Raw genomic sequence first — 18238 nt, 5'->3', positions numbered from 1 at the left:
CGTTCTCAATATCCTTCCTTAATCGAAAAGTTTATTGCAAACTTTTACAAAAAAGTACTTTTGCAGGAGGGATGTCTTAGCGGCTAAGCTGCAAAGCGGCTTTTACGAACTCGCGGAACAACGGCTGCGGACGGTTCGGACGCGAAGTGAACTCCGGATGGAACTGAACCGCAAGGAACCACGGATGATCCGGAACCTCGATCATTTCCACCAGTCTTCCGTCCGGCGACGTGCCGGAGATGCGGAGGCCCGCTTTTTCAATCAGCTCGCGGTATTCGTTATTGAACTCGTACCGGTGGCGGTGTCTTTCATAGACCAGCTCGTCGTTGTAGGATTTCGCCGCCAGGGAGCCGGGAACAAGCTTGCAAGGATATAGGCCGAGGCGCATCGTGCCGCCCAGATTTTCAATGTCCTTTTGCTCGGGCAGCAGGTCGATCACCGGATACGCCGTAGTCGGATTGATCTCCGAGCTGTTCGCGCCGTCGAGGCCCGCAACCGTGCGGGCGTATTCGATAACGGCAACCTGCATGCCCAGGCAGATGCCGAAGAACGGAATTTGCTGCTGGCGCGCATAGCGGATCGCGGACACTTTGCCTTCGATACCCCGGTCGCCGAAGCCGCCCGGAACGAGAATGCCGTGAACGCCTTCCAGCAGCTCGTGAACGTTATGGTCGTACACTTCCTCCGCATTCACCCAGCGGATGTTCACTTCGGCATCGTTGTCGATACCCGCATGGCCGAGCGCTTCGACGATGCTGAGATAAGCGTCGTGCAGCGCGACATATTTGCCCACGATGGCGATTTCCGTTTTTTGCGAGAGCGATTTGACGCGGCGAACCAGATTTTCCCACTCGGTCATATCCGGCTGAGCGTTCGTTTTTAATTGGAGATGCTTGCACACGTAGTCGTCGAGACCTTGTTCGCGCAGCATCATCGGCACTTCATAGAGCGTCTCCGCATCTTTACACTCAATGACCGCCGCCGGATCGATATCGCAGAACAAAGCGAGCTTGCGCTTCATGTCTTCCGTCAGGGAGTACTCCGTACGGCATACGATCACATGCGGCTGGATGCCCAATCCGCGCAGTTCCTTGACGCTATGCTGCGTCGGCTTCGTCTTCACTTCGCCGGCCGCTTTGATGTAAGGAATGAGCGTCACATGAATGTACATGACATTCTCGCGCCCGATGTCGTTTTTCATTTGACGGATCGCTTCCAAGAACGGCAAACTCTCGATATCGCCGACAGTACCGCCGATTTCCGTGATGACCACATCGGACTGCGCTTCCCGTCCGGCGCGCAGCACCCGATCCTTGATCTCGTTGGTAATGTGCGGAATCACCTGCACCGTACCGCCCAAATACTCGCCTCTGCGCTCTTTGGTAATGACGGAGGAGTACACTTTGCCTGTGGTGACGTTGGAGCTTTTGGACAAATTAATATCGATAAAACGCTCATAATGGCCCAAGTCCAGATCCGTCTCCGCGCCGTCGTCGGTTACGAACACTTCCCCGTGCTGGTAAGGGCTCATCGTTCCCGGGTCTACGTTAATGTACGGGTCGAACTTTTGAATCGTAACCTTCAGACCCCTGTTTTTGAGAAGTCTCCCTAAGGAAGCTGCAGTAATCCCCTTTCCGAGAGAAGACACAACCCCTCCCGTAACGAAAATATATTTTGTCATTTATGTAGCCCTCCTTAAAGTTTTCGCCAGAAAACTGGCATCGTAAGCATAAAAAAATATTAGCGCAGGCAGGCCGTCTTTCATCGAAAACGCGCTGCTGCAAGAAGCGCATCCGACATGCAAAAACCGCGACAGCACCTGATTTCTAGTTTCTGCAAAATCATCATTTTCATGAACACCGGTCAAAAACGGCCAATAAAACAAAAAAAGTGACACCCGTAGTGACGGGGGCACTTTTCGAACGCATCAGCGATTTGTTAAGTTTCTTTTAAAGCCCATGCAATAGTTTACTCTGAACGAATGGCGGATGTCAAGACAAGTTATTTCTCCTCTTCATCCTCTTCGTCGAAATCGGATTCTTCCTCTTCTTCATCCAGATCTTCTTCGAGCTCTTCGTCCGTTTCCTCAATCTCGGCGTCGCCCAGATCCTCTTCTTCAATCTCTTCGTCCTCGAAGAATTCGGAATCCTCCTCCACCTCGTCTTCGGAATCAGCGCCAAACGCATCGTACTCGTCTTCCTCTGCGTATGTATCTTCTTCTTCCTCCGCATAGATGTCCTCGTCGAGATCGTCGTCTTCGTCGTTGATGATTCTCGGACGTTTCGCGTTGCCGACCGAATCCTCGGATTTCTCCACCGGATACCATCGTTTCAGTCCCCACAGATTGGAGCCTACGCAAGCAAACCGGCCGTCGATATTGATTTCCGTATATAATTGGGCGATCACCTGCATGACATCCTGCTCGGACAACCCTTTAATTTTAGCAATTTCCATCATCAGGTCACGGTAATAAAACGGCGTGTTCGCCGATTTCAGCAATTCAAACGCCAAATCCACCATCGGCATTTCGCGCGCCTGCTCTGCATTGATTTTGAGTGTGTATTCGCTACTCATCTAAGGCACATCCCTTCGACCTTCTTCTCAAGTTCTTCTATCTACCTTATCCAATATCTTCATTAAGTAAAACCTATTTCTCCTAAAAATGCAACTATCCACTGCGGGATTAACGCCTGAAAATAAAACCAAGCGAAGGTCCCCCTTCGCTTGCGACTGTATCCTCGGGAATCAGCACGCGAATCACGGCCGGCTCCGCCACCTGAGAAAGAGACACTCCTGCTGCGCCTCTCTCTTCATCCTATGTCGCATCTAAGCATCTGACACGGCTTCGCACCTAATTATTTGCAAAAAAGGCGATGACACGGTCATGCCGGAAGACCTGTACATAGGATAGGGAAGATTCGAATCTATGCTGTAACGGGGGGATGGCATCCATGGATTCGGCCACCTTTCTTCACCTGCTTCATGAGGAGATCGGCCTCGCGAAAGAAGCCGGCAAAAAGCAAATTATCCATTTCCCGTCAGCTAAGGATTACAATATCTGCAGCGAGCAGTTGAAACGGATGAAATCCCGGCTCCCCAATCTCGCCGAAGTCCGCGACCTTCGCATCATTCATGCATTTTCCTGCGTGCTGCCCGAAGACTCCAGGCTCAGGGAAGCGCCGCAAGTGGACGACATCGAGGAAGATACGACAGTGACGGTTCATCAAGCCGTCGGCAAAAAAGCGTCTGTAAAACGAGGAAATGCGTTTACAGGATCGCAAACGATCCCCTGGGGCATCGATCAAATCAACGCACCGGATGTGTGGAACAAGTCCACCGGCCAACGGATCCGCATCGGCGTCATCGATACCGGAATCGACTACAGCCATCCGGACCTGCGCAATTCCATCGACAAAGGCATCAACATGCTGAACCGGAGCATGCTGCCCATAGACGATAACGGTCACGGAACGCATATCGCCGGCACCATCGCCGCCGCCAGCAGGTACAACGGGATTATCGGCGTAGCTCCCAGGGCGATCATTCACCCGGTAAAAGCTTTCGATTACAACGGCAGCGCCTATGTATCCGATATTGTCGCCGCCATCGATTGGTGCGTTCAAAACGGTCTTCACATTATCAATATGAGCTTCGGCATGAAGATGTACAACCGTTCCCTGGAATACGCGGTGCTCAATGCCTATTATAAAGGGACAATCATCGTCGCCTCGTCGGGCAACGACGGAAAGCGCAAAACGATCGATTTTCCGGCGCGCTTCCAGCAAGTTGTCTCCGTAGGCGCTACGACGCGGGCTCTCAAAATCGCTCCCTTCAGCAACCGGAGCAAGCAAATCGATGTGTACGCGCCGGGCGAGCATATATATTCCGCCTGGCTTCAGGGCAAATACAACGAGCTCAGCGGCACCTCGATGGCCACCGCACACGTCAGCGGCGTCGTCGCCTTGATGCTGGCCATCAAGCCGAATCTGCGGCCGCTGCAGATCAAAAACATCCTGAGGCGCAGCTCCAGCAGCCTCGGCAAACGCACCAGCAGCGGCGCATGGCAGCCCGGGCAGCTCAATGCCCGGCGCGCGATCAACGCGCTGAAATAACAACAGGCCCCGATCNGCAGATCAAAAACATCCTGAGGCGCAGCTCCAGCAGCCTCGGCAAACGCACCAGCAGCGGCGCATGGCAGCCCGGGCAGCTCAATGCCCGGCGCGCGATCAACGCGCTGAAATAACAACAGGCCCCGATCGTCGTCGGGGCCTGTTGTATGGCCGGCGGAGCGGAAGCTACATCCGCTCCGGCGCGCTGACGCCAACGGTGCGAAGCACGTTGGCGAGCGCTGTGCGCACCGCGCCGAGCAGCGCCAGGCGCGCTTGCGTCTGAGCCGCGTCGTCGGTGATGACGCGCTCGGCTTTGTAATAGCTATGAAACTGGCTCGCCAGTTCATAGACATAGCGGATGAGCCGGTGCGGCGCATACTGCTCGGCCGCGACGGCGACCTCCTCGGGGAGTTCGCCGATTTTGCGCAGCAGATCGAACTCCGCCTCCGCCGTGAGGCGGGAGAGGTCGACCTGCTGCAAAGGCAGCAGCCGGGCGCCCTGCTCTTCCGCCTGGCGGAAGATGCTGCAGATCCGCGCGTGCGCGTACTGCACGTAGAACACCGGATTCTCGTTGGATTGGGATACCGCGAGATCCATGTCGAAATCCAGATGCGAGTCCATGCTCCGCATCGTGAAGAAATAGCGGATCGGGTCGACGCCCACCTCGTCCATGAGATCCTCCATCGTGACCGCTTTGCCGGTCCGCTTGGACATTTTCACCTTTTCCCCGTTCTGGAAAAGGCTCACCATCTGCGCGATCAGCACGACGAGCCTGTCCGCTTCGAAGCCAAGCGCCGTCATGGCCGCCTTCATCCGCGGGATGTAGCCGTGGTGGTCGGCGCCCCAAATGTTGATCAGGCGGTCGTAGCCGCGCTGGAATTTGTTGCGGTGGTACGCGATATCCGGCGTCAAATACGTGAAGGAGCCGTCGTTTTTGATCAGAACGCGCTCCTTATCGTCGCCGAAAGGCGTCGTGCGCAGCCAGGTCGCGCCTTCCTCTTCAAAAATATGTCCCTTGTCCCGCAGCTCCTGCAGCACGCCCGGAATCAGATTGTTCTCGTAGATCGACGTTTCCGAGAACCATTCGTCGAATTGAACGCCGAAGCGTCCGAGATCGCGCTTGATTTTGTCCAATTCCTTTTCCAGCCCGTAGGTGCGGAAATAAGCCCGGCGCTCGTCCTCTGGCATATTGAGCAGGCTGTCGCCTTTGTCAGCCGCAAGCTCGGCTGCAAAGCCTTTGATATCTTCGCCGTAATAGCCGTCCTCCGGCATTTCGGCTTCCCGGCCGAGCGCCTGGAGATAGCGGGCTTCGATCGATTTGGCCAGGTTCAGCACCTGGTTGCCGGCATCGTTGATGTAATACTCGCGGGTAACGTTATAGCCCGCCAGCTCAAGCACGTTGCACAGCGCGTCGCCGACAGCCGCTCCGCGGGCATGTCCCAAATGCAGAGACCCCGTCGGATTCGCGCTGACGAATTCCACCTGCACCTTGAGGCCTTGTCCGATATTGACGGAACCGAAGCGCTCGCCTTGGCGCTGAACTTCGCCGATGATCGGGTACAAGTAGCTTTTGTTCATTTTGAAATTGATAAATCCCGGCCCTGCAATGTTCGCTTCGGCAATGTACGCTTTTTCCTTGTCCAGATGCGCGATGATCTGCTCTGCGATCTGCCGCGGATTTTGCTTGGCGATACGGGTGAGCTGCATGGCTGCATTCGTGGCGAAATCGCCGTGCGCCTTGTCTTTCGGAACTTCCAGCGCCATGTCGGGAATCTGGGAAGCCTCCACGATGCCTGCCGCCGTTATCGCGTCCTGAATCGCCTGTTTGACGATTGTCTTCACTTCATTAAGAATATCCATCGGTATTACCCCTCCTGAATCAAAAGCTTGATCCGATAATGTCCTGCATGCTCTCCTGACGCATATAAATCGTAGCTCCACGATACTGTGCCGATTCCGGCGCGAATATCTTGCGATAGCTCATGAGTCTTCATCTCAAGTTCCATTCTGCCTTGAGCGGTCTGGTAAAAGCCGATCCGTTTCTCGCCAGGCGCAAAAGTCTGCTCCGCCCGCACATCTCCCTGCCGGATAATCCGAACCTCACCGGCTTCCAGCCTAAGCAGCGTCACGGTGCGCCCCAGCTCGGAAGGAGGCTCTTCGTACCGAATGTATACGTGCTCTCCCTTAAAATAGAGATCGCCTTCCATCGATTGCTTCGTCGTCCGGCCGCCGCTTCGGCTTTCGAGGCGGAGCCGTACTCTCTGCTTGGCGTTAGCCGTCATGCCTCACGTTCTCCTGTCCCTTGTTCCTTACGCCCTATGTCAAGATAAGGCAAGTTAGCTATTAGTGTATAATATAAGGTCTGCGAATTCAATCCGTCGCTGACGTTATTCCGTTTGTCGACACGTACAGTAACTGACGGACTGGTCACCCTGCGTACTGGCTGGGGCGGGTCGGTGGGTCGGCGCGGCCGCACCGTCTTGTAGCTCCCGGCGCGCGGTGCGCTGCAAGACGGCGGCCGGTCGACCGCATGCCGGTAAAACGGCAGGGGCCGCCTGCGGGAAGCCGCAGGGAGCACGCTTGTGAAAAGTTTCGGATGCGCAGACACTTCCGTTTTGAGCATTTGCCCGTCTCGGCCTTTGTCGAAAAACGCAGCAGCTGCGTCATCACTAGCTCCACGCTGAAAACCTGCAAAAGTGCAGGCTTTTGCCCTTCGATACGCTTGCAGCGCAAAATTCCTGCAAACGTGCAGGCTTTTCTAGCCAAAAGTAAGTTTCGGACCTCTTATGACAGGAATTCCTGCACAATTGCAGGCTTTTCCCTCAAACAGGCCGATTCCTGCGAAAAAGCCTGCACTTTTGCAGGTTTTCGGGCTCGGGTGGGCTCGGATGGGTCCCGAGGGCTTGAGCGGGTCCGGGGGCTCGAGCGGGCCCAGGGTGGGCCCAGGAAAGCTCGGTAGGGTTCGGGGGGCTCACAAGAGCGCTTTCGCGGGTGTAGCAGGGAGCAATACCGGTACTCGCGCCGGACGCTTCCTCTTCCGCATTCCGCTGCTGGTACTCGCGCTAGACGCATCCGCCTCCTCGTCCGCTGCCGGTACTCACGCTGGACACGCCCGCGTTCCGCTATCGGCGCTCGCGCGGGATGCGCCCCGGCAGCAGGCGGCTTTAGTGCCTGCCTTGCCGCTTACGCTCGCCCAGCCTTCCGCCGACGCTCAAAAAAGCCGTCTTCCGCTTCTGCGATCGAGAAGTGTCGGACGGCTTTTTCTATGATTTACTTCACTAAATCTTCTACGAACTTAGGCAGTACGAAAGCTGCTTTGTGCAGGCGCGGCGTGTAGTATTTGGTCGGGAATTCCGGGATGGAAGACTCTTCCACTTGGAGCGGATCATGCGTTTTGCTGCCCATTGTGAACGTCCATAGACCGCTTGGGTACGTAGGAATGTTGGCGCAGTATACGCGTACGATCGGGAAAATTTCTTTGACATCGCGGTTGACGGTTTGAATCAGGTCGGCTTTGAACCAAGGGTTGTCCGTCTGCGCGACGAAAATGCCGTCTTCTTTTAACGCGTCATAAATGCCTTGATAAAATCCTTTGGTGAACAGCTCCACAGCAGGGCCTACTGGCTCCGTGGAATCGACCATGATTACGTCGTATGTGTTTTTGTGGTCGTGAATGTGCATGTAGCCGTCGTTCACGATCACTTGTACGCGAGGGTTGTCCAGTTCGCCGGCGATTGTCGGCAAATATTTTTTGGAGTACTCGATCACTTTGCCGTCGATATCGACAAGCACGGCTTTTTTCACTTTCGGATGCTTCATGATCTCACGGATGACGCCGCCGTCTCCGCCGCCCACGACGAGCACTTGCTCCGGGTTCGGGTGAGTGACGAGCGCAGGATGCGCCACCATTTCGTGATAGACGAACTCGTCTTTGACCGTAGTCATGACCATTCCGTCCAGCACGAGCATCGTTCCCCATTCTTCGGTTTCGATCATCGCAAGATCCTGGAAATCGGTTTGTTCTCTTACATAAGTTTCTTTAATTTTCGCAGTAATGCCGAAGCTGTCCGTTTGCTTCTCCGTGTACCATAATTCCATGTTCATGCCTTCTTTCTATTCTATATTTGGATAAAATAAGCTCCATGATCAGTGTTCCCATTGTATTATAGTGCATTACCTCTAAAATGCAATGTTTTCCTCGTCTTTTCCCCGTTATTTTAAAAAATATTTACAATTGCTTGAATACGCCGCACCAAGCTTTTCCATACTGCATAATAGAGGTTTTGTTCAACGAAAGGGGTACGAGGGAATGACCGATAACAAACGTCCGCCGTCAGCGGGCTCGCCTATCCCGCCCAAAAACAAGGAGCTCCCGTCGATCCGCTGGATGCGCCGCATCAAAAAGATGTTCTCATTCCTGTTTTCGTCCGTCATTCTTTTGCTCGTGACGGCAGCCATAGGGCTGCTGTATTTGCGTACGCAGACGCTGCCTGTCACCAAAATGCTGCAAACGTCGCAGATGTACGACGCTCACGGCGAGCTGATCGATACGTTCTATACAGGCCAAAATCGGGAGATTGTCAGTCTGAAAGACATTTCCCCTAATCTCATTAAAGCTACGCTCGCCGTGGAGGATCAGCATTTTTACGATCATTTCGGCGTTGATGTGAAGGCGGTGGCCCGGGCGGCGGTCGTCAACGTGCAGCACATGGCGAAAGTTCAAGGCGCCGGAACGATTACCCAGCAGCTCGCCCGGAATTTATATTTGAACCACGACCGCACTTGGGCGCGCAAAATCAAAGAAACTGTCTTTGCCATTCAGATGGAAATGCAGCTTAGCAAGGATCAGATTCTGGAAAATTATTTGAATCAAATTTATTACGGGCACTCGTCTTACGGCATTGAAACCGCCTCGGAGCTGTTTTTCGGCAAGCATGCAAGCGAATTGACGCTGGCGGAAAGCGCCCTGATCGCAGGCGTCCCCAAAGGGCCGCGCTATTACTCACCCTATTACGATCTGCAAAATTCGCTGGACCGGCAAAAAGTGGTGCTGCAAACGATGGTCCGCGGCGGTTTCATTACCCAGGAAGCCGCGGCGGCCGCAGCCAAGGAAAAGCTGGCCATACAGCCGCTCTCCAAGAAAAAAACCGCGGCGGCCCCGTATTTCCGCGATTTTGTGCGCTCCATCGCCACCGAAAAACTCGGCATAAGCGAAGAACAATTCGATCAAGGCGGCATAAAAATTTACACAACTTTAGACATGAACGCGCAAAAGACCGCTGAAGAAGTCATCGCCAAACAGTTGGACAAATACCCGGACATCCAGGCGGCACTTGTCGCCATCGATCCCCGTACGGGTGCGGTTAAAGCGATGGTCGGCGGCCGCGACTACTCGGAGAACCAGTTCAACCGCGCGCTTTCCAATACGAGACAGCCCGGTTCGTCGTTCAAGCCGTTCGTCTATACGGTGGCGCTGCAAAACGGGTATACGCCAGTTAGCCAGGTAAAGAGCGAGCCCACTGTATTTACTTACGACGAAGGCAGGCAGACGTATACGCCTCGTAATTTCAACGATCAATACGTGAATGCCAATATCGACATGCGCCAAGCGATATCGAAGTCCGATAACATCTACGCGGTGCACACCATTCTCGATGTGGGGCCCGCCAAAGTGATCGATCTCGCGCGTAAGCTGGGCATCGACAGTGCTATGAAGCCGCTGCCTTCTTTGGCGCTCGGCTCCTTTCCGGTCAGCCCGATCGAGATGGCCTCCGCTTTCGGCACGATCGCCAATCAGGGCGTCCATTTCCAGCCGACGGCTATCGAGCGGATTGAGGATGCGAACGGCAATATCCTTTATCAGTCGCAGACTGTGCCGGAGAAAGTCATCGACCCGCCCGTCGCTTACGTCATGACTAGTTTGATGGAAAGCGTGTTTGATGAAGGCGGCACAGGGAACCGGGTCGCCGGCACGATCAAGCGTCCGATCGCCGGCAAAACGGGCACGACGGACACCGACGCCTGGATGGTCGGGTTCACGCCCGAGCTCGCGACCGCAGTCTGGGTCGGCTACGACAAGGACCGGACCATCGGCAATGTCGAGTCCCATCTGGCTTCGCCGATTTTCGCCGAGTTCACCGAGCAGACGCTGGACGCGATCCCTCCGAAGCTGTTTCCGATTCCTGAAGGGGTCACTACCGTCTACATCGATCCGGCTACCGGCAAGCTGTCCAACGAGGACTGCCCGAACTCCCGCATGGAGGCGTTCCTGGCCGGCACGGAACCGAAAACGTACTGCACAGGCAAACCGGCCAAAGAAACGGCCGGCGACGGCAAGAAGGAAGAACCCAAAGGCAAAAACAGTTCCTGGTGGAACGATTTGAAACGCTGGTGGAACGACTAGGATGGCCGCCCCCGGACAACACAAAAAGGCAGAACTAAGCGCGTCTTAGTCTGCCTTTTTGCTGTCCTAGTATATGGTGTAACATACACTAGGGTTTAGTATACCCGGTTCACTCTACCGTCACAATGGATGACACATAAAGTTCACATTTGCCGAAGCGCCACCCGGAAGCTTTATGAAAGCGTATCCTTGAGGCTTTGGTCCGACCGGTTCCACCACTCTGCATTATGGGCGACTAAACTGTTTTTGAGCGCTGCCTTCTCCTCATCGCTCAAGCCGTCGAAAATAAATTTCCGCTTCATCGCGGCGTCCATCTTGTTGACGTGATCGGCGAGGATTTTCCAGCCTCTGCGCGCTTCGGTATCAATCAGCATTTCGCAAGCCGTCATGCCCGCATAATAAGCCCCTTCTTCCGTGCGGTCTACCGCTACCCAGACGATCCAGCATTTGCGGCCGTTCGGCACATCTTCCTTGTTCGTCGAGAACTTGATGCCTTTCTCGATTTTACTTTTGGCGTGCAGCGTCCCTTCGTCCAAATAAGCTTCTCCGCCATCGATGATGATGCCGGAAACGTTGCTAAGGTCGATCGAGCCTGCGCCAAACCCTTTGTGATTCGTCTTGGAGTTAACTATATTTAAAGCCAGCTTCTTTTTATCAGCTTCCATATTCGGTCACCTTCCCGCCTTCCTCTGTATAAACATTCCTTTGCTTTATTGTAGCCAAAGTAACCGGCAAGAACAAGATACGGGCCAAATTCTCGGCCAAGACCCATTTAAACATGTTAAAATAAGTCTATTCTGTTTCCGCGAGGTGAACCCATGTCTTGGAAAACGTTATTTGACTCGGACAATATGCGCATCTTCATTGATAATAAAGAACACACGGTGAATATCGAATGTGTAGAGGATAGCGTCAACTCGAATTATGTCACTGTAAGGCTCAAAAACAAGACTGACATCGATCGCATCATTGAAGCGCTGGAAGCCTCCAAAGCGTATCTGGGCGACGGCAATTAGGAAACCAGCTTCAAGCCGACGGTGGAACACATAATGATCGCGATAAACAGCAGCCTGCGCACATCTTTCGATTCGCCATGTACCAACATGCCTGTAATCGTGACGCCTACGGTGCCGATTCCCGTCCATATGCCGTACGCGGTTCCCATCGGGATGGTCTGCAGGGCAATCGACAGCAAATAGAAGCTCATGCCCAGACCGAAGATTACCAGCAAAATTCCTTTTATACTAAATCCTTTGCTAAGTTTATTGAGTCCCATTACGCTAAATATTTCCCCTAAACCCGACACGACCAGCAATAACCATGCCATGACCAATCGGCCTCCTTTAAACCTGATGTTTCTCCTGATGATGACCCCGGGCGTCGCCGGCCGCATGCGTGACCTTCTTCAACCCGATGATCCCGATGAGCAGCAGCGCAACCAACAGCAGCTTATACACATTCACAGGCTCATGGAAAAATAACATCTCCGTCAGCACCGTACCTATCGTACCGATTCCCGTAAATACCGTATAGACCGTGCCGGTCGGCAGCATCGCGCATGCTTTGAGCAGCAGGAAAAAGCTGAACGATATGAACGCAAACACGATCAGCCACTCCCACCACAATTCGGAGTATTTCAAACCGGTGACCCAGAATATTTCTATAATGCCTGCTATGACAACATACAGCCAATATTTATTCATGTCCCTTCACTCCTTGCCGCAGCGTAATCCTGCGATAAAAAACTCCCATACAAATTGCTTCCGCTTGCGGAATTCGGCTTCTTCATACAGCTGAAACTCCATGTACAGACCGTCCACCGCGCAGTAAAAAGCCGCCACGAACGCCTCGGGCTCCATCCGCCGGAATTGTCCGGCCGCAGCGCCCGCCTCGTATATCCGGATCAGGCTGCTCGTCATGTCGCTCTCCCCTTGAAGAAAAGGCTTCAGCAGCTTCTCCTTCAGCGCCTCCGGCGGGAAAAAGATAAACCGCTTGTAAAACAAATGATAACGGTCATTGCCGATCGTATCCGTAACGTGGCGAAAATAGAGCCGGATCTGCCGCTCGGGATCGGCATCGGTTTCCTTACCGTATTGGTCGCGCATGACATACACGTAATTGTTAATCACTTCTTCGGTCACTGCGAAGAACAGATCTTCCTTGGAAGCGTAATGCGCGTAGATGGATGGCGTCTTAATGCCTACTTTGCGGGCAATATCGCCTAGCGTCGTCTTCTCATATCCCTGACTTGCGAACAATTCAAGGGCAGCTTCTCGTATGCTCTCAGCACTCATCGCTTTCACTACCTAACTAATATTAGTTAGGGAAACTATAGCTCTTTCATGCGAAAAAAGCAAATTTCTCTTTTCAGAAATAATACCCGGGTTGTCTACATATACATGCTGTAGATGCTTGTCAACGGGGTGAATATCATGAATCCATTGTTCAAAAACCGCACGGTGCAGTGGGCCTTCGTCGTGCTGCTCGCCGCAGGTGCAGTTCTACTGTCCGAATCGCTCCTCCCATCCACTTTCAAGCCCGCGATACCTGCAGCGCTCGAAGAACCGGCTCCGCAGACGCCGGCCAAGCAGCAGCCCGAATCCGCCCAAGCACCGGAGAAATCGGCTCCCGAACCGCTCAGTTACCGAATTGCCGAGTATCACATGAACGTGGAATATGCGGCCGACACCAGGCAAATTAAAGGACAGCAAACGATAACCTGGGAGAATCCGGGCGGTACGCCTGTGCAAGAACTGTATTTGCATTTATATCCGAATGCATTCCAATCCAAGAAGACGACTTTTATGCGCGAGTCGGGAGGCAAACTGCGTCAAGACAAAGCGAAAGCCGACAGTATCGGCAGCATGGAGCTTTTATCGGTCAAAACTTTGGACGGCAATGACTTAAGCATGCGCATGGAGTTTGTTCAGCCCGATGACGGCAATAAGGACGATCATACCCTGCTTAAGCTGCCTCTGCCCAAAGCGGTGGGCCCCGGTGAGCGGGTCACGTTCAAAACGGAGTTTCTCGTCAAGCTGCCTGCAGCCTTCGCGCGAATGGGTTATGTCGGCGATTTCGTCATGGCCGGGCAGTGGTTCCCCAAAATCGCCGCGTATGAGCCGGCGGGAACAAGAGGCCGTACGGCCGATGGCTGGAACCTCCATCAGTACCATGGCAACTCGGAGTTTTACTCCGATTTTGGCATCTATGACGTTGTCATCAAAGTGCCGTCCAACTATATTGTCGCCGCGACGGGGTTCCCCGTAAAACCCCCGGTGTCGGACAGCAACACGAAAACCTACCAGTTTTACGCCGAGGACGTGCACGATTTCGCCTGGTCGGCTTCGCCGAACTTCGTATACGTGGAAGAGCCGTTCGCCACGGCGCAGGTGCCCGGCGTCAAAATCAAGCTCTACCTCGACCCGAAGCATCAAAATTTAAAAGACCGCTACATGTACGCAGCCAAAAAGGCGCTTTCCCGCTTCAGCCAGTGGTACGGTACGTACCCTTACTCCACGCTCTCCATCGTCGTCCCTCCGGAAGGCGGCAACGGCGCAGGCGGGATGGAGTATCCGACCTTGGTCACCGCATGGGGAGCCAGCGACAAGAAGCCCGATTTGGAGCTGGAACGGGTGGTCGTTCATGAAATCGGCCATCAATTTTTTTACGGCCTCGTCGCTTCCAACGAGTTCGAAGAAGCTTGGCTGGACGAAGGCTTCACCTCCTACGCGGAGGACAAAGTCATGGAGGCGGAATACGGCGTTTCGCCGAATCTGCCTGTAGAGGCCAGCTATGTGACCTCGCCCAACGCGCTTAAACTGAATGCCTGGGATTACAAAGGGCATGGCGAATATGCGGATAATGTGTACATACGCGGCAAGCTGGTGCTGAAAGCCATCGAAAAGCAGGTCGGCGCCAAGACGATGGACCGCATCATGACGACCTACTTCCACCGCTGGGAGTTCAAGCATCCTTCGACCAAAGATTTTCAACATGTTGTGGAGGAAGTCACCAAAGCGAAATGGGACGATTTTTTCAACCAGTATGTGTACGGCAGCATGATGATGGACTTTGCGGTTGATCGGATTCAAGTGAAGCCTGCGGCACTGGCAGACGGCAAACCCGGATATGAGAGCACCGTGCTAATCTCCAAACGGGGCGGCAATTCCCCGGAGGTGCCGATTCAATTCCATTTTACCGATGGCACCGCACTGGATAAGGTCTGGAACGGCGCGGAGAGCAGCATCGAGTACAAGTTGACGAATGCTGCTCCCGTCGAGTGGGTTCGCATCGATCCGGGCTATTCGCTCGTGCTGGAAAACAAGCATATCAACAATTTCATGTCGGCCCGGATAGACCCCAAATGGAAAATACGTTTGAACCTCGGCATCATTCAGCTTTTACAAACGATCTCCGGCTGGGTAGCCTGGTAGAAAGGAGAACGCTGCATGACTCTTTATATGAAGTCCGGCTATCGGGCGGCGCTGCGGCAGCCTTTTGCGGTCATCATGCTGTTCCTGTATCAAATGGGTTGGGGAGCCCTCCTCTATAAAATGGTGCAATCGGTGCTCGTGCCGCTCATGCATCGCTTTCCGGGAAACGGCCAGCCCAAGCAGACGCTGCATTTGTTCCTGGCCGAAAGCCAGTTTCAACTGTTCAAAACGGACCTGAGCCATTCCTATTTATGGTGGCTGGCAGTGCTTCTCGCTAGCCGCATGCTGCTTACGCCGCTGCTGAACGCCGGCATCTACTATTCGCTGATCCACACCGACCAAAATGCGGGATACCGCTTCTTTAAAGGCATATCGGAGATGTGGCTCTCCTTTTTCCTCTGCTACGCAGTACGGATCGCGCTGACGCTGCTTCCCCTCGCCTGGCTGATCCCGAAGGCCGAGTCGATCTTTGCGCAAAGCGGATCTTACGAGAACGCCGCCGTTGACATGCTGCCATGGCTGGCCGGAATGCTTGCATACGGATTTCTCATGCATCTCCTCTTCATGCATCTGCAGTTCGCGCTCGCTGCCGGAAGCGGAATTCTCTCCACCCTGCTCGCCTTTGTCCGGCACCTGCTTCCTATCGTCGGCATCGCTCTGCTGCTTTTGATCGGGTCGGGACTATTGACGGGTGTCAACGTCATCGCTTCCTACATCTGGGCAGGTCTGATTGCCCTTCTCATTTATCAGCTGTTCCCGCTTTTCAACATATTTTTGCAAATGTGGGTACTAGCCTCTCAATATCAGTTGTGGTCCGCCAAAGCAAATTCGTAGCGAACGCCCGCCAACTCTCTAAATCTATGAGCAATATTCAGCGAAAAACGCCCAAATATCGGAAAATATGCTCAAGCCCCTGAAAAAGGGGCTTTTTTTTGTCTATTTTCCGAACTATTTCACATATTTTTATAGAATAGTGCACTTGGAAGGAGGATTTTAGATATTTATGCCGAATCCTAAGCACTAGGAAAAATAAACCAACATTTCATGCCGAATTCCCGATTTTTTGGGAAACGGGGGAACCATTCCGGGTGAATTGATCTCGCAACACAGGGATCATAGGGAACCTTCAACCGAACCCTCCAGCTAACCTCGTAGGCACCGGAAGGAGACAAGCAGTTGAAAAAGGTTGTTGCTCTCGTTGTCAGTCTTGTTTTGTGTTTGAGTATTGGTGCAGGAAGTGTTTTCGCAGCACAATCCACTTTGGATGAAACGGTTGACGGATTGCTCGGAACTCCGTACAAGTATGCGGGTACGACAACGAAAGGCTTTGATTGCTCCGGATTTACCGCTTACGTGTTCGCGCAATTCGGTATCGACCTTCCCCATAGTTCCAAAGCTCAAGACGAAGAAGGCAACTGGGTTGATAAAAAGGACTTGCGCAAAGGCGATTTGGTCTTTTTCAACACAGACGGCAAAGGTATTTCTCACGTAGGCATCTATTTGGGAGACGGTGAATTCATCCACTCGGCTACCGATAAAGGTGTTATGAAGAACAAACTAAGTGAGTCTTATTACTCCAAACGGTACGTATCGGCCCGCCGCGTTTTGTGGGACGATATTTACAACCAACTGACTGCTGAATCCAAGTAATTTGATCGATTTATGTGAAAAAAGCCCCGGCAAAGCACCGCTCGTTTCTTGAGCGGCTTGCAGGGCTTTTTTCTATTCTAAACCATAACCTTATCTGCCGCGTCCAATAGATGAGGTGATGAAATGAACAAGACGAAGAAAAGCCGGCAGCGGCAGTTGGCCTGCTTGCTGGTAAGCAGTGCGCTGACGCTGGCTTTGGCAGCCTGCGGCAGCGATGCCCCCTCCGGGAATAACAGCGAGAGGACGCCGGAACCGTCAGCAGCGGCCAGTCCGGCAGTCAGCCCGACAGTTACTCCTGTCCCGTCCGCAACGCCGCAGGCGGATGCAGCAGCCGTGAAAAAAGGAACGGGACGCTATGTAGGCCTGGCCGATCCGCATACGGTCGAGCTTATCGTGGACGAGAAAGCCGCCGCTTTCCAGCTGGGAGACGGTACGGCAGATGCCGTGCAAAAGTTCAAGAAAGACGATCAGGTAGAGTTTGAATATAAAGAACAAGCCATAGAAGGCGACGCTTCGCTTAAACAGCTCATTTTAACCAAAATCGCTAAAAAACAGTAGCTCTCTTTGCGCAAAAAAGAATCCCTCCGACTGTCCTTTCGGGAAAGTCCGGGGGGATTTTGTTCGGAAGCGCCGCGCCGTCGGCTTATTTATTGACATAGACGCCTGTTTAACGTTAATATCGAGTCGTTGCCGCCGTCTCGGCCGGTTTATTTGAATGGATATACGTCCGGAAACGATTCGGACAAACTTAAAAAGAGGGCTACATAGTCCGGGTCAAACTGCGTCCCGCTGTGTGACAAAAGTTCTTGTACCGCCGTGTTGATCGATAAGCCTTTGCGGTACGGACGGTCGGAAACCATGCTGTCGAAAGCATCGATAATTGCACAAATCCGGGCAAAAGCAGGAATGTTCTCGCCGCTTAATCCGCTGGGATACCCTTGGCCGTTCCAGCGTTCGTGATGATACAGAATGATTTCCGCGATCTTCGGGTCCAAATCGGTGAACGCCATCATCATGTTGGAGCCCAGAACGGGATGCTGCTGCATAATTTTCCATTCCTGGTCGGTGAGCGCCGAATCCTTCAACAGAATTTGATCCGGTATTAAAAGCTTACCGATATCGTGCAAGCAGCCTCCCTGGATTAACTGACGCGTTTGTTTTTCGTCCAATTGCAGAAGACTTGCCATCATCTTGCATAATTTTCCCACCCGCAAACTATGCTCGTATGTATTTACATCTTTCTTCAAAAGCAGAAGCAGTTTGTCTACATACAACAAATCTTTCACATTAGCCCACCTCTTTATCCCCCTGGAGCGGCTTAAACCAAGGACGGGTTCTTTTTCATACAAACAGCGGCGGGGGGATGAATACATAACTGTCACATCCAATCATTCACAATACTCAGCGTCGTCCCTAACAAATAAAAAAGATGGAATAAACCTCCGAAAACAGAGGGACCCCATCTTTTTTTTGTGGGAACCGGCTGACATAAGTTCCGTCAGAATAACCGTCATTGCCCCTTAAGTTTTGTGCGCCCGTCGTTCCAAAGGCATGCTTTTGATCTTTTTTACATAAAATCCCTTGCAAAACTATAGCTTTCTCTTATGCTGTAAATAGGGGTTCGCACAATTATCGTTGTTCGA

At 53.0% G+C, this 18238-nt stretch carries 17 protein-coding genes and 1 riboswitch; of the genes, 7 read left to right on the top strand and 10 right to left on the bottom strand.

The features are described 5' to 3' along the window. Positions 1-76 precede the first annotated feature (76 nt). On the bottom strand, positions 77-1681 hold the full coding sequence (pyrG, locus tag AC6RNO_RS34970) for a CTP synthase (RefSeq protein ID WP_474687023.1): 1605 nt from the start codon (positions 1679-1681) through the stop codon (positions 77-79). Positions 1682-2001: 320 nt separating this feature from the next. Beyond that, on the bottom strand, positions 2002-2574 hold the full coding sequence (gene rpoE / locus AC6RNO_RS34965; RefSeq protein WP_474687021.1) for a DNA-directed RNA polymerase subunit delta: 573 nt from the start codon (positions 2572-2574) through the stop codon (positions 2002-2004). A 377-nt stretch (positions 2575-2951) separates the two neighbouring features. Between rpoE and AC6RNO_RS34960 the strand changes: the two genes are divergently transcribed. Beyond that, positions 2952-4112, top strand: coding sequence for a S8 family peptidase (locus AC6RNO_RS34960; protein ID WP_474687020.1), 1161 nt, complete (start codon positions 2952-2954; stop codon positions 4110-4112). A 183-nt stretch (positions 4113-4295) separates the two neighbouring features. On the opposite strand, the gene argS is transcribed toward AC6RNO_RS34960, so the two are convergent. The 3 genes from argS to speE all read right to left on the bottom strand — a co-directional run bounded on the left by argS (position 4296) and on the right by speE (position 8207). Beyond that, positions 4296-5969 (bottom strand): arginine--tRNA ligase, encoded by a 1674-nt coding sequence (gene argS / locus AC6RNO_RS34955; protein ID WP_474687018.1) that lies wholly within the window; start codon positions 5967-5969, stop codon positions 4296-4298. 5 nt (positions 5970-5974) lie between these two features. Beyond that, positions 5975-6391 (bottom strand): YwiB family protein, encoded by a 417-nt coding sequence (locus AC6RNO_RS34950; RefSeq protein WP_474687016.1) that lies wholly within the window; start codon positions 6389-6391, stop codon positions 5975-5977. 988 nt (positions 6392-7379) lie between these two features. Further along, positions 7380-8207 (bottom strand): polyamine aminopropyltransferase, encoded by an 828-nt coding sequence (gene speE, locus AC6RNO_RS34945; RefSeq protein WP_488438627.1) that lies wholly within the window; start codon positions 8205-8207, stop codon positions 7380-7382. Between the two features lie 211 nt (positions 8208-8418). On the opposite strand from speE, the gene AC6RNO_RS34940 reads away from it, so the two are divergent. Beyond that, entirely contained in the window at positions 8419-10512 is a 2094-nt protein-coding gene (locus AC6RNO_RS34940; protein ID WP_497108251.1) for a PBP1A family penicillin-binding protein, read from the top strand. Between the two features lie 173 nt (positions 10513-10685). On the opposite strand, the gene AC6RNO_RS34935 is transcribed toward AC6RNO_RS34940, so the two are convergent. Continuing rightward, a complete protein-coding gene (locus AC6RNO_RS34935; protein ID WP_474687011.1) occupies positions 10686-11177 on the bottom strand; it encodes a YwhD family protein in 492 nt (163 codons plus the stop codon). 153 nt (positions 11178-11330) lie between these two features. Between AC6RNO_RS34935 and AC6RNO_RS34930 the strand changes: the two genes are divergently transcribed. Further along, positions 11331-11528, top strand: a complete 198-nt coding sequence (locus tag AC6RNO_RS34930; protein WP_488438625.1) for a hypothetical protein — start codon at positions 11331-11333, stop codon at positions 11526-11528. Here AC6RNO_RS34930 and AC6RNO_RS34925 read toward each other — a convergent pair. Genes AC6RNO_RS34925 through AC6RNO_RS34915 form a run of 3 tightly spaced genes read right to left on the bottom strand, consistent with a single transcriptional unit; the run spans position 11525 to position 12806 of the window. After that, positions 11525-11839 (bottom strand): DMT family transporter, encoded by a 315-nt coding sequence (locus tag AC6RNO_RS34925; RefSeq protein ID WP_474687009.1) that lies wholly within the window; start codon positions 11837-11839, stop codon positions 11525-11527. The genes AC6RNO_RS34930 and AC6RNO_RS34925 overlap by 4 nt on opposite strands. Before the next feature lie 16 nt (positions 11840-11855). Continuing rightward, the gene (locus AC6RNO_RS34920) at positions 11856-12215 is read right to left on the bottom strand and encodes an SMR family transporter (RefSeq protein WP_497108250.1); all 360 of its coding nucleotides are present in this window, start codon (positions 12213-12215) and stop codon (positions 11856-11858) included. Between the two features lie 6 nt (positions 12216-12221). After that, the gene (locus AC6RNO_RS34915) at positions 12222-12806 is read right to left on the bottom strand and encodes a TetR/AcrR family transcriptional regulator (RefSeq protein WP_488438622.1); all 585 of its coding nucleotides are present in this window, start codon (positions 12804-12806) and stop codon (positions 12222-12224) included. A gap of 138 nt (positions 12807-12944) precedes the next feature. Between AC6RNO_RS34915 and AC6RNO_RS34910 the strand changes: the two genes are divergently transcribed. The 4 genes from AC6RNO_RS34910 (at position 12945) to AC6RNO_RS34895 (ending at position 17153) form a co-directional block, all read left to right on the top strand. Further along, on the top strand, positions 12945-14945 hold the full coding sequence (locus AC6RNO_RS34910; RefSeq protein WP_497108249.1) for a M1 family aminopeptidase: 2001 nt from the start codon (positions 12945-12947) through the stop codon (positions 14943-14945). Between the two features lie 15 nt (positions 14946-14960). Next, positions 14961-15779: a hypothetical protein gene (locus tag AC6RNO_RS34905; protein ID WP_497108248.1), complete on the top strand. Its 819-nt coding sequence runs from the start codon at positions 14961-14963 to the stop codon at positions 15777-15779. A 201-nt stretch (positions 15780-15980) separates the two neighbouring features. Next, positions 15981-16118: riboswitch (cyclic di-AMP (ydaO/yuaA leader) on the top strand. 3 nt (positions 16119-16121) lie between these two features. Beyond that, positions 16122-16595 (top strand): NlpC/P60 family protein, encoded by a 474-nt coding sequence (locus AC6RNO_RS34900; protein WP_497108247.1) that lies wholly within the window; start codon positions 16122-16124, stop codon positions 16593-16595. A gap of 123 nt (positions 16596-16718) precedes the next feature. Continuing rightward, the gene (locus AC6RNO_RS34895) at positions 16719-17153 is read left to right on the top strand and encodes a LytA/YqiH family protein (protein WP_497108246.1); all 435 of its coding nucleotides are present in this window, start codon (positions 16719-16721) and stop codon (positions 17151-17153) included. Between the two features lie 149 nt (positions 17154-17302). On the opposite strand, the gene AC6RNO_RS34890 is transcribed toward AC6RNO_RS34895, so the two are convergent. Beyond that, positions 17303-17968 (bottom strand): HD-GYP domain-containing protein, encoded by a 666-nt coding sequence (locus AC6RNO_RS34890; protein ID WP_488438617.1) that lies wholly within the window; start codon positions 17966-17968, stop codon positions 17303-17305. Positions 17969-18238: the final 270 nt, after the last annotated feature.

It is taken from the genome of Paenibacillus sp. sgz302190 (assembly GCF_059820445.1).
The sequence above is the reverse complement of the archived record's forward strand: the minus strand, read 5'-3'. Positions and strand labels throughout refer to the sequence as shown.

Coding starts and splice junctions, on each gene's coding strand:
- pyrG (WP_474687023.1), bottom strand. CDS start 1,681: ATGACAAAATATATTTTCGTTACGGGAGGGGTTGTGTCTTCTCTCGGA.
- rpoE (WP_474687021.1), bottom strand. CDS start 2,574: ATGAGTAGCGAATACACACTCAAAATCAATGCAGAGCAGGCGCGCGAA.
- AC6RNO_RS34960 (WP_474687020.1), top strand. CDS start 2,952: ATGGATTCGGCCACCTTTCTTCACCTGCTTCATGAGGAGATCGGCCTC.
- argS (WP_474687018.1), bottom strand. CDS start 5,969: ATGGATATTCTTAATGAAGTGAAGACAATCGTCAAACAGGCGATTCAG.
- AC6RNO_RS34950 (WP_474687016.1), bottom strand. CDS start 6,391: ATGACGGCTAACGCCAAGCAGAGAGTACGGCTCCGCCTCGAAAGCCGA.
- speE (WP_488438627.1), bottom strand. CDS start 8,207: ATGGAATTATGGTACACGGAGAAGCAAACGGACAGCTTCGGCATTACT.
- AC6RNO_RS34940 (WP_497108251.1), top strand. CDS start 8,419: ATGACCGATAACAAACGTCCGCCGTCAGCGGGCTCGCCTATCCCGCCC.
- AC6RNO_RS34935 (WP_474687011.1), bottom strand. CDS start 11,177: ATGGAAGCTGATAAAAAGAAGCTGGCTTTAAATATAGTTAACTCCAAG.
- AC6RNO_RS34930 (WP_488438625.1), top strand. CDS start 11,331: ATGTCTTGGAAAACGTTATTTGACTCGGACAATATGCGCATCTTCATT.
- AC6RNO_RS34925 (WP_474687009.1), bottom strand. CDS start 11,839: ATGGCATGGTTATTGCTGGTCGTGTCGGGTTTAGGGGAAATATTTAGC.
- AC6RNO_RS34920 (WP_497108250.1), bottom strand. CDS start 12,215: ATGAATAAATATTGGCTGTATGTTGTCATAGCAGGCATTATAGAAATA.
- AC6RNO_RS34915 (WP_488438622.1), bottom strand. CDS start 12,806: ATGAGTGCTGAGAGCATACGAGAAGCTGCCCTTGAATTGTTCGCAAGT.
- AC6RNO_RS34910 (WP_497108249.1), top strand. CDS start 12,945: ATGAATCCATTGTTCAAAAACCGCACGGTGCAGTGGGCCTTCGTCGTG.
- AC6RNO_RS34905 (WP_497108248.1), top strand. CDS start 14,961: ATGACTCTTTATATGAAGTCCGGCTATCGGGCGGCGCTGCGGCAGCCT.
- AC6RNO_RS34895 (WP_497108246.1), top strand. CDS start 16,719: ATGAACAAGACGAAGAAAAGCCGGCAGCGGCAGTTGGCCTGCTTGCTG.
- AC6RNO_RS34890 (WP_488438617.1), bottom strand. CDS start 17,968: ATGTATTCATCCCCCCGCCGCTGTTTGTATGAAAAAGAACCCGTCCTT.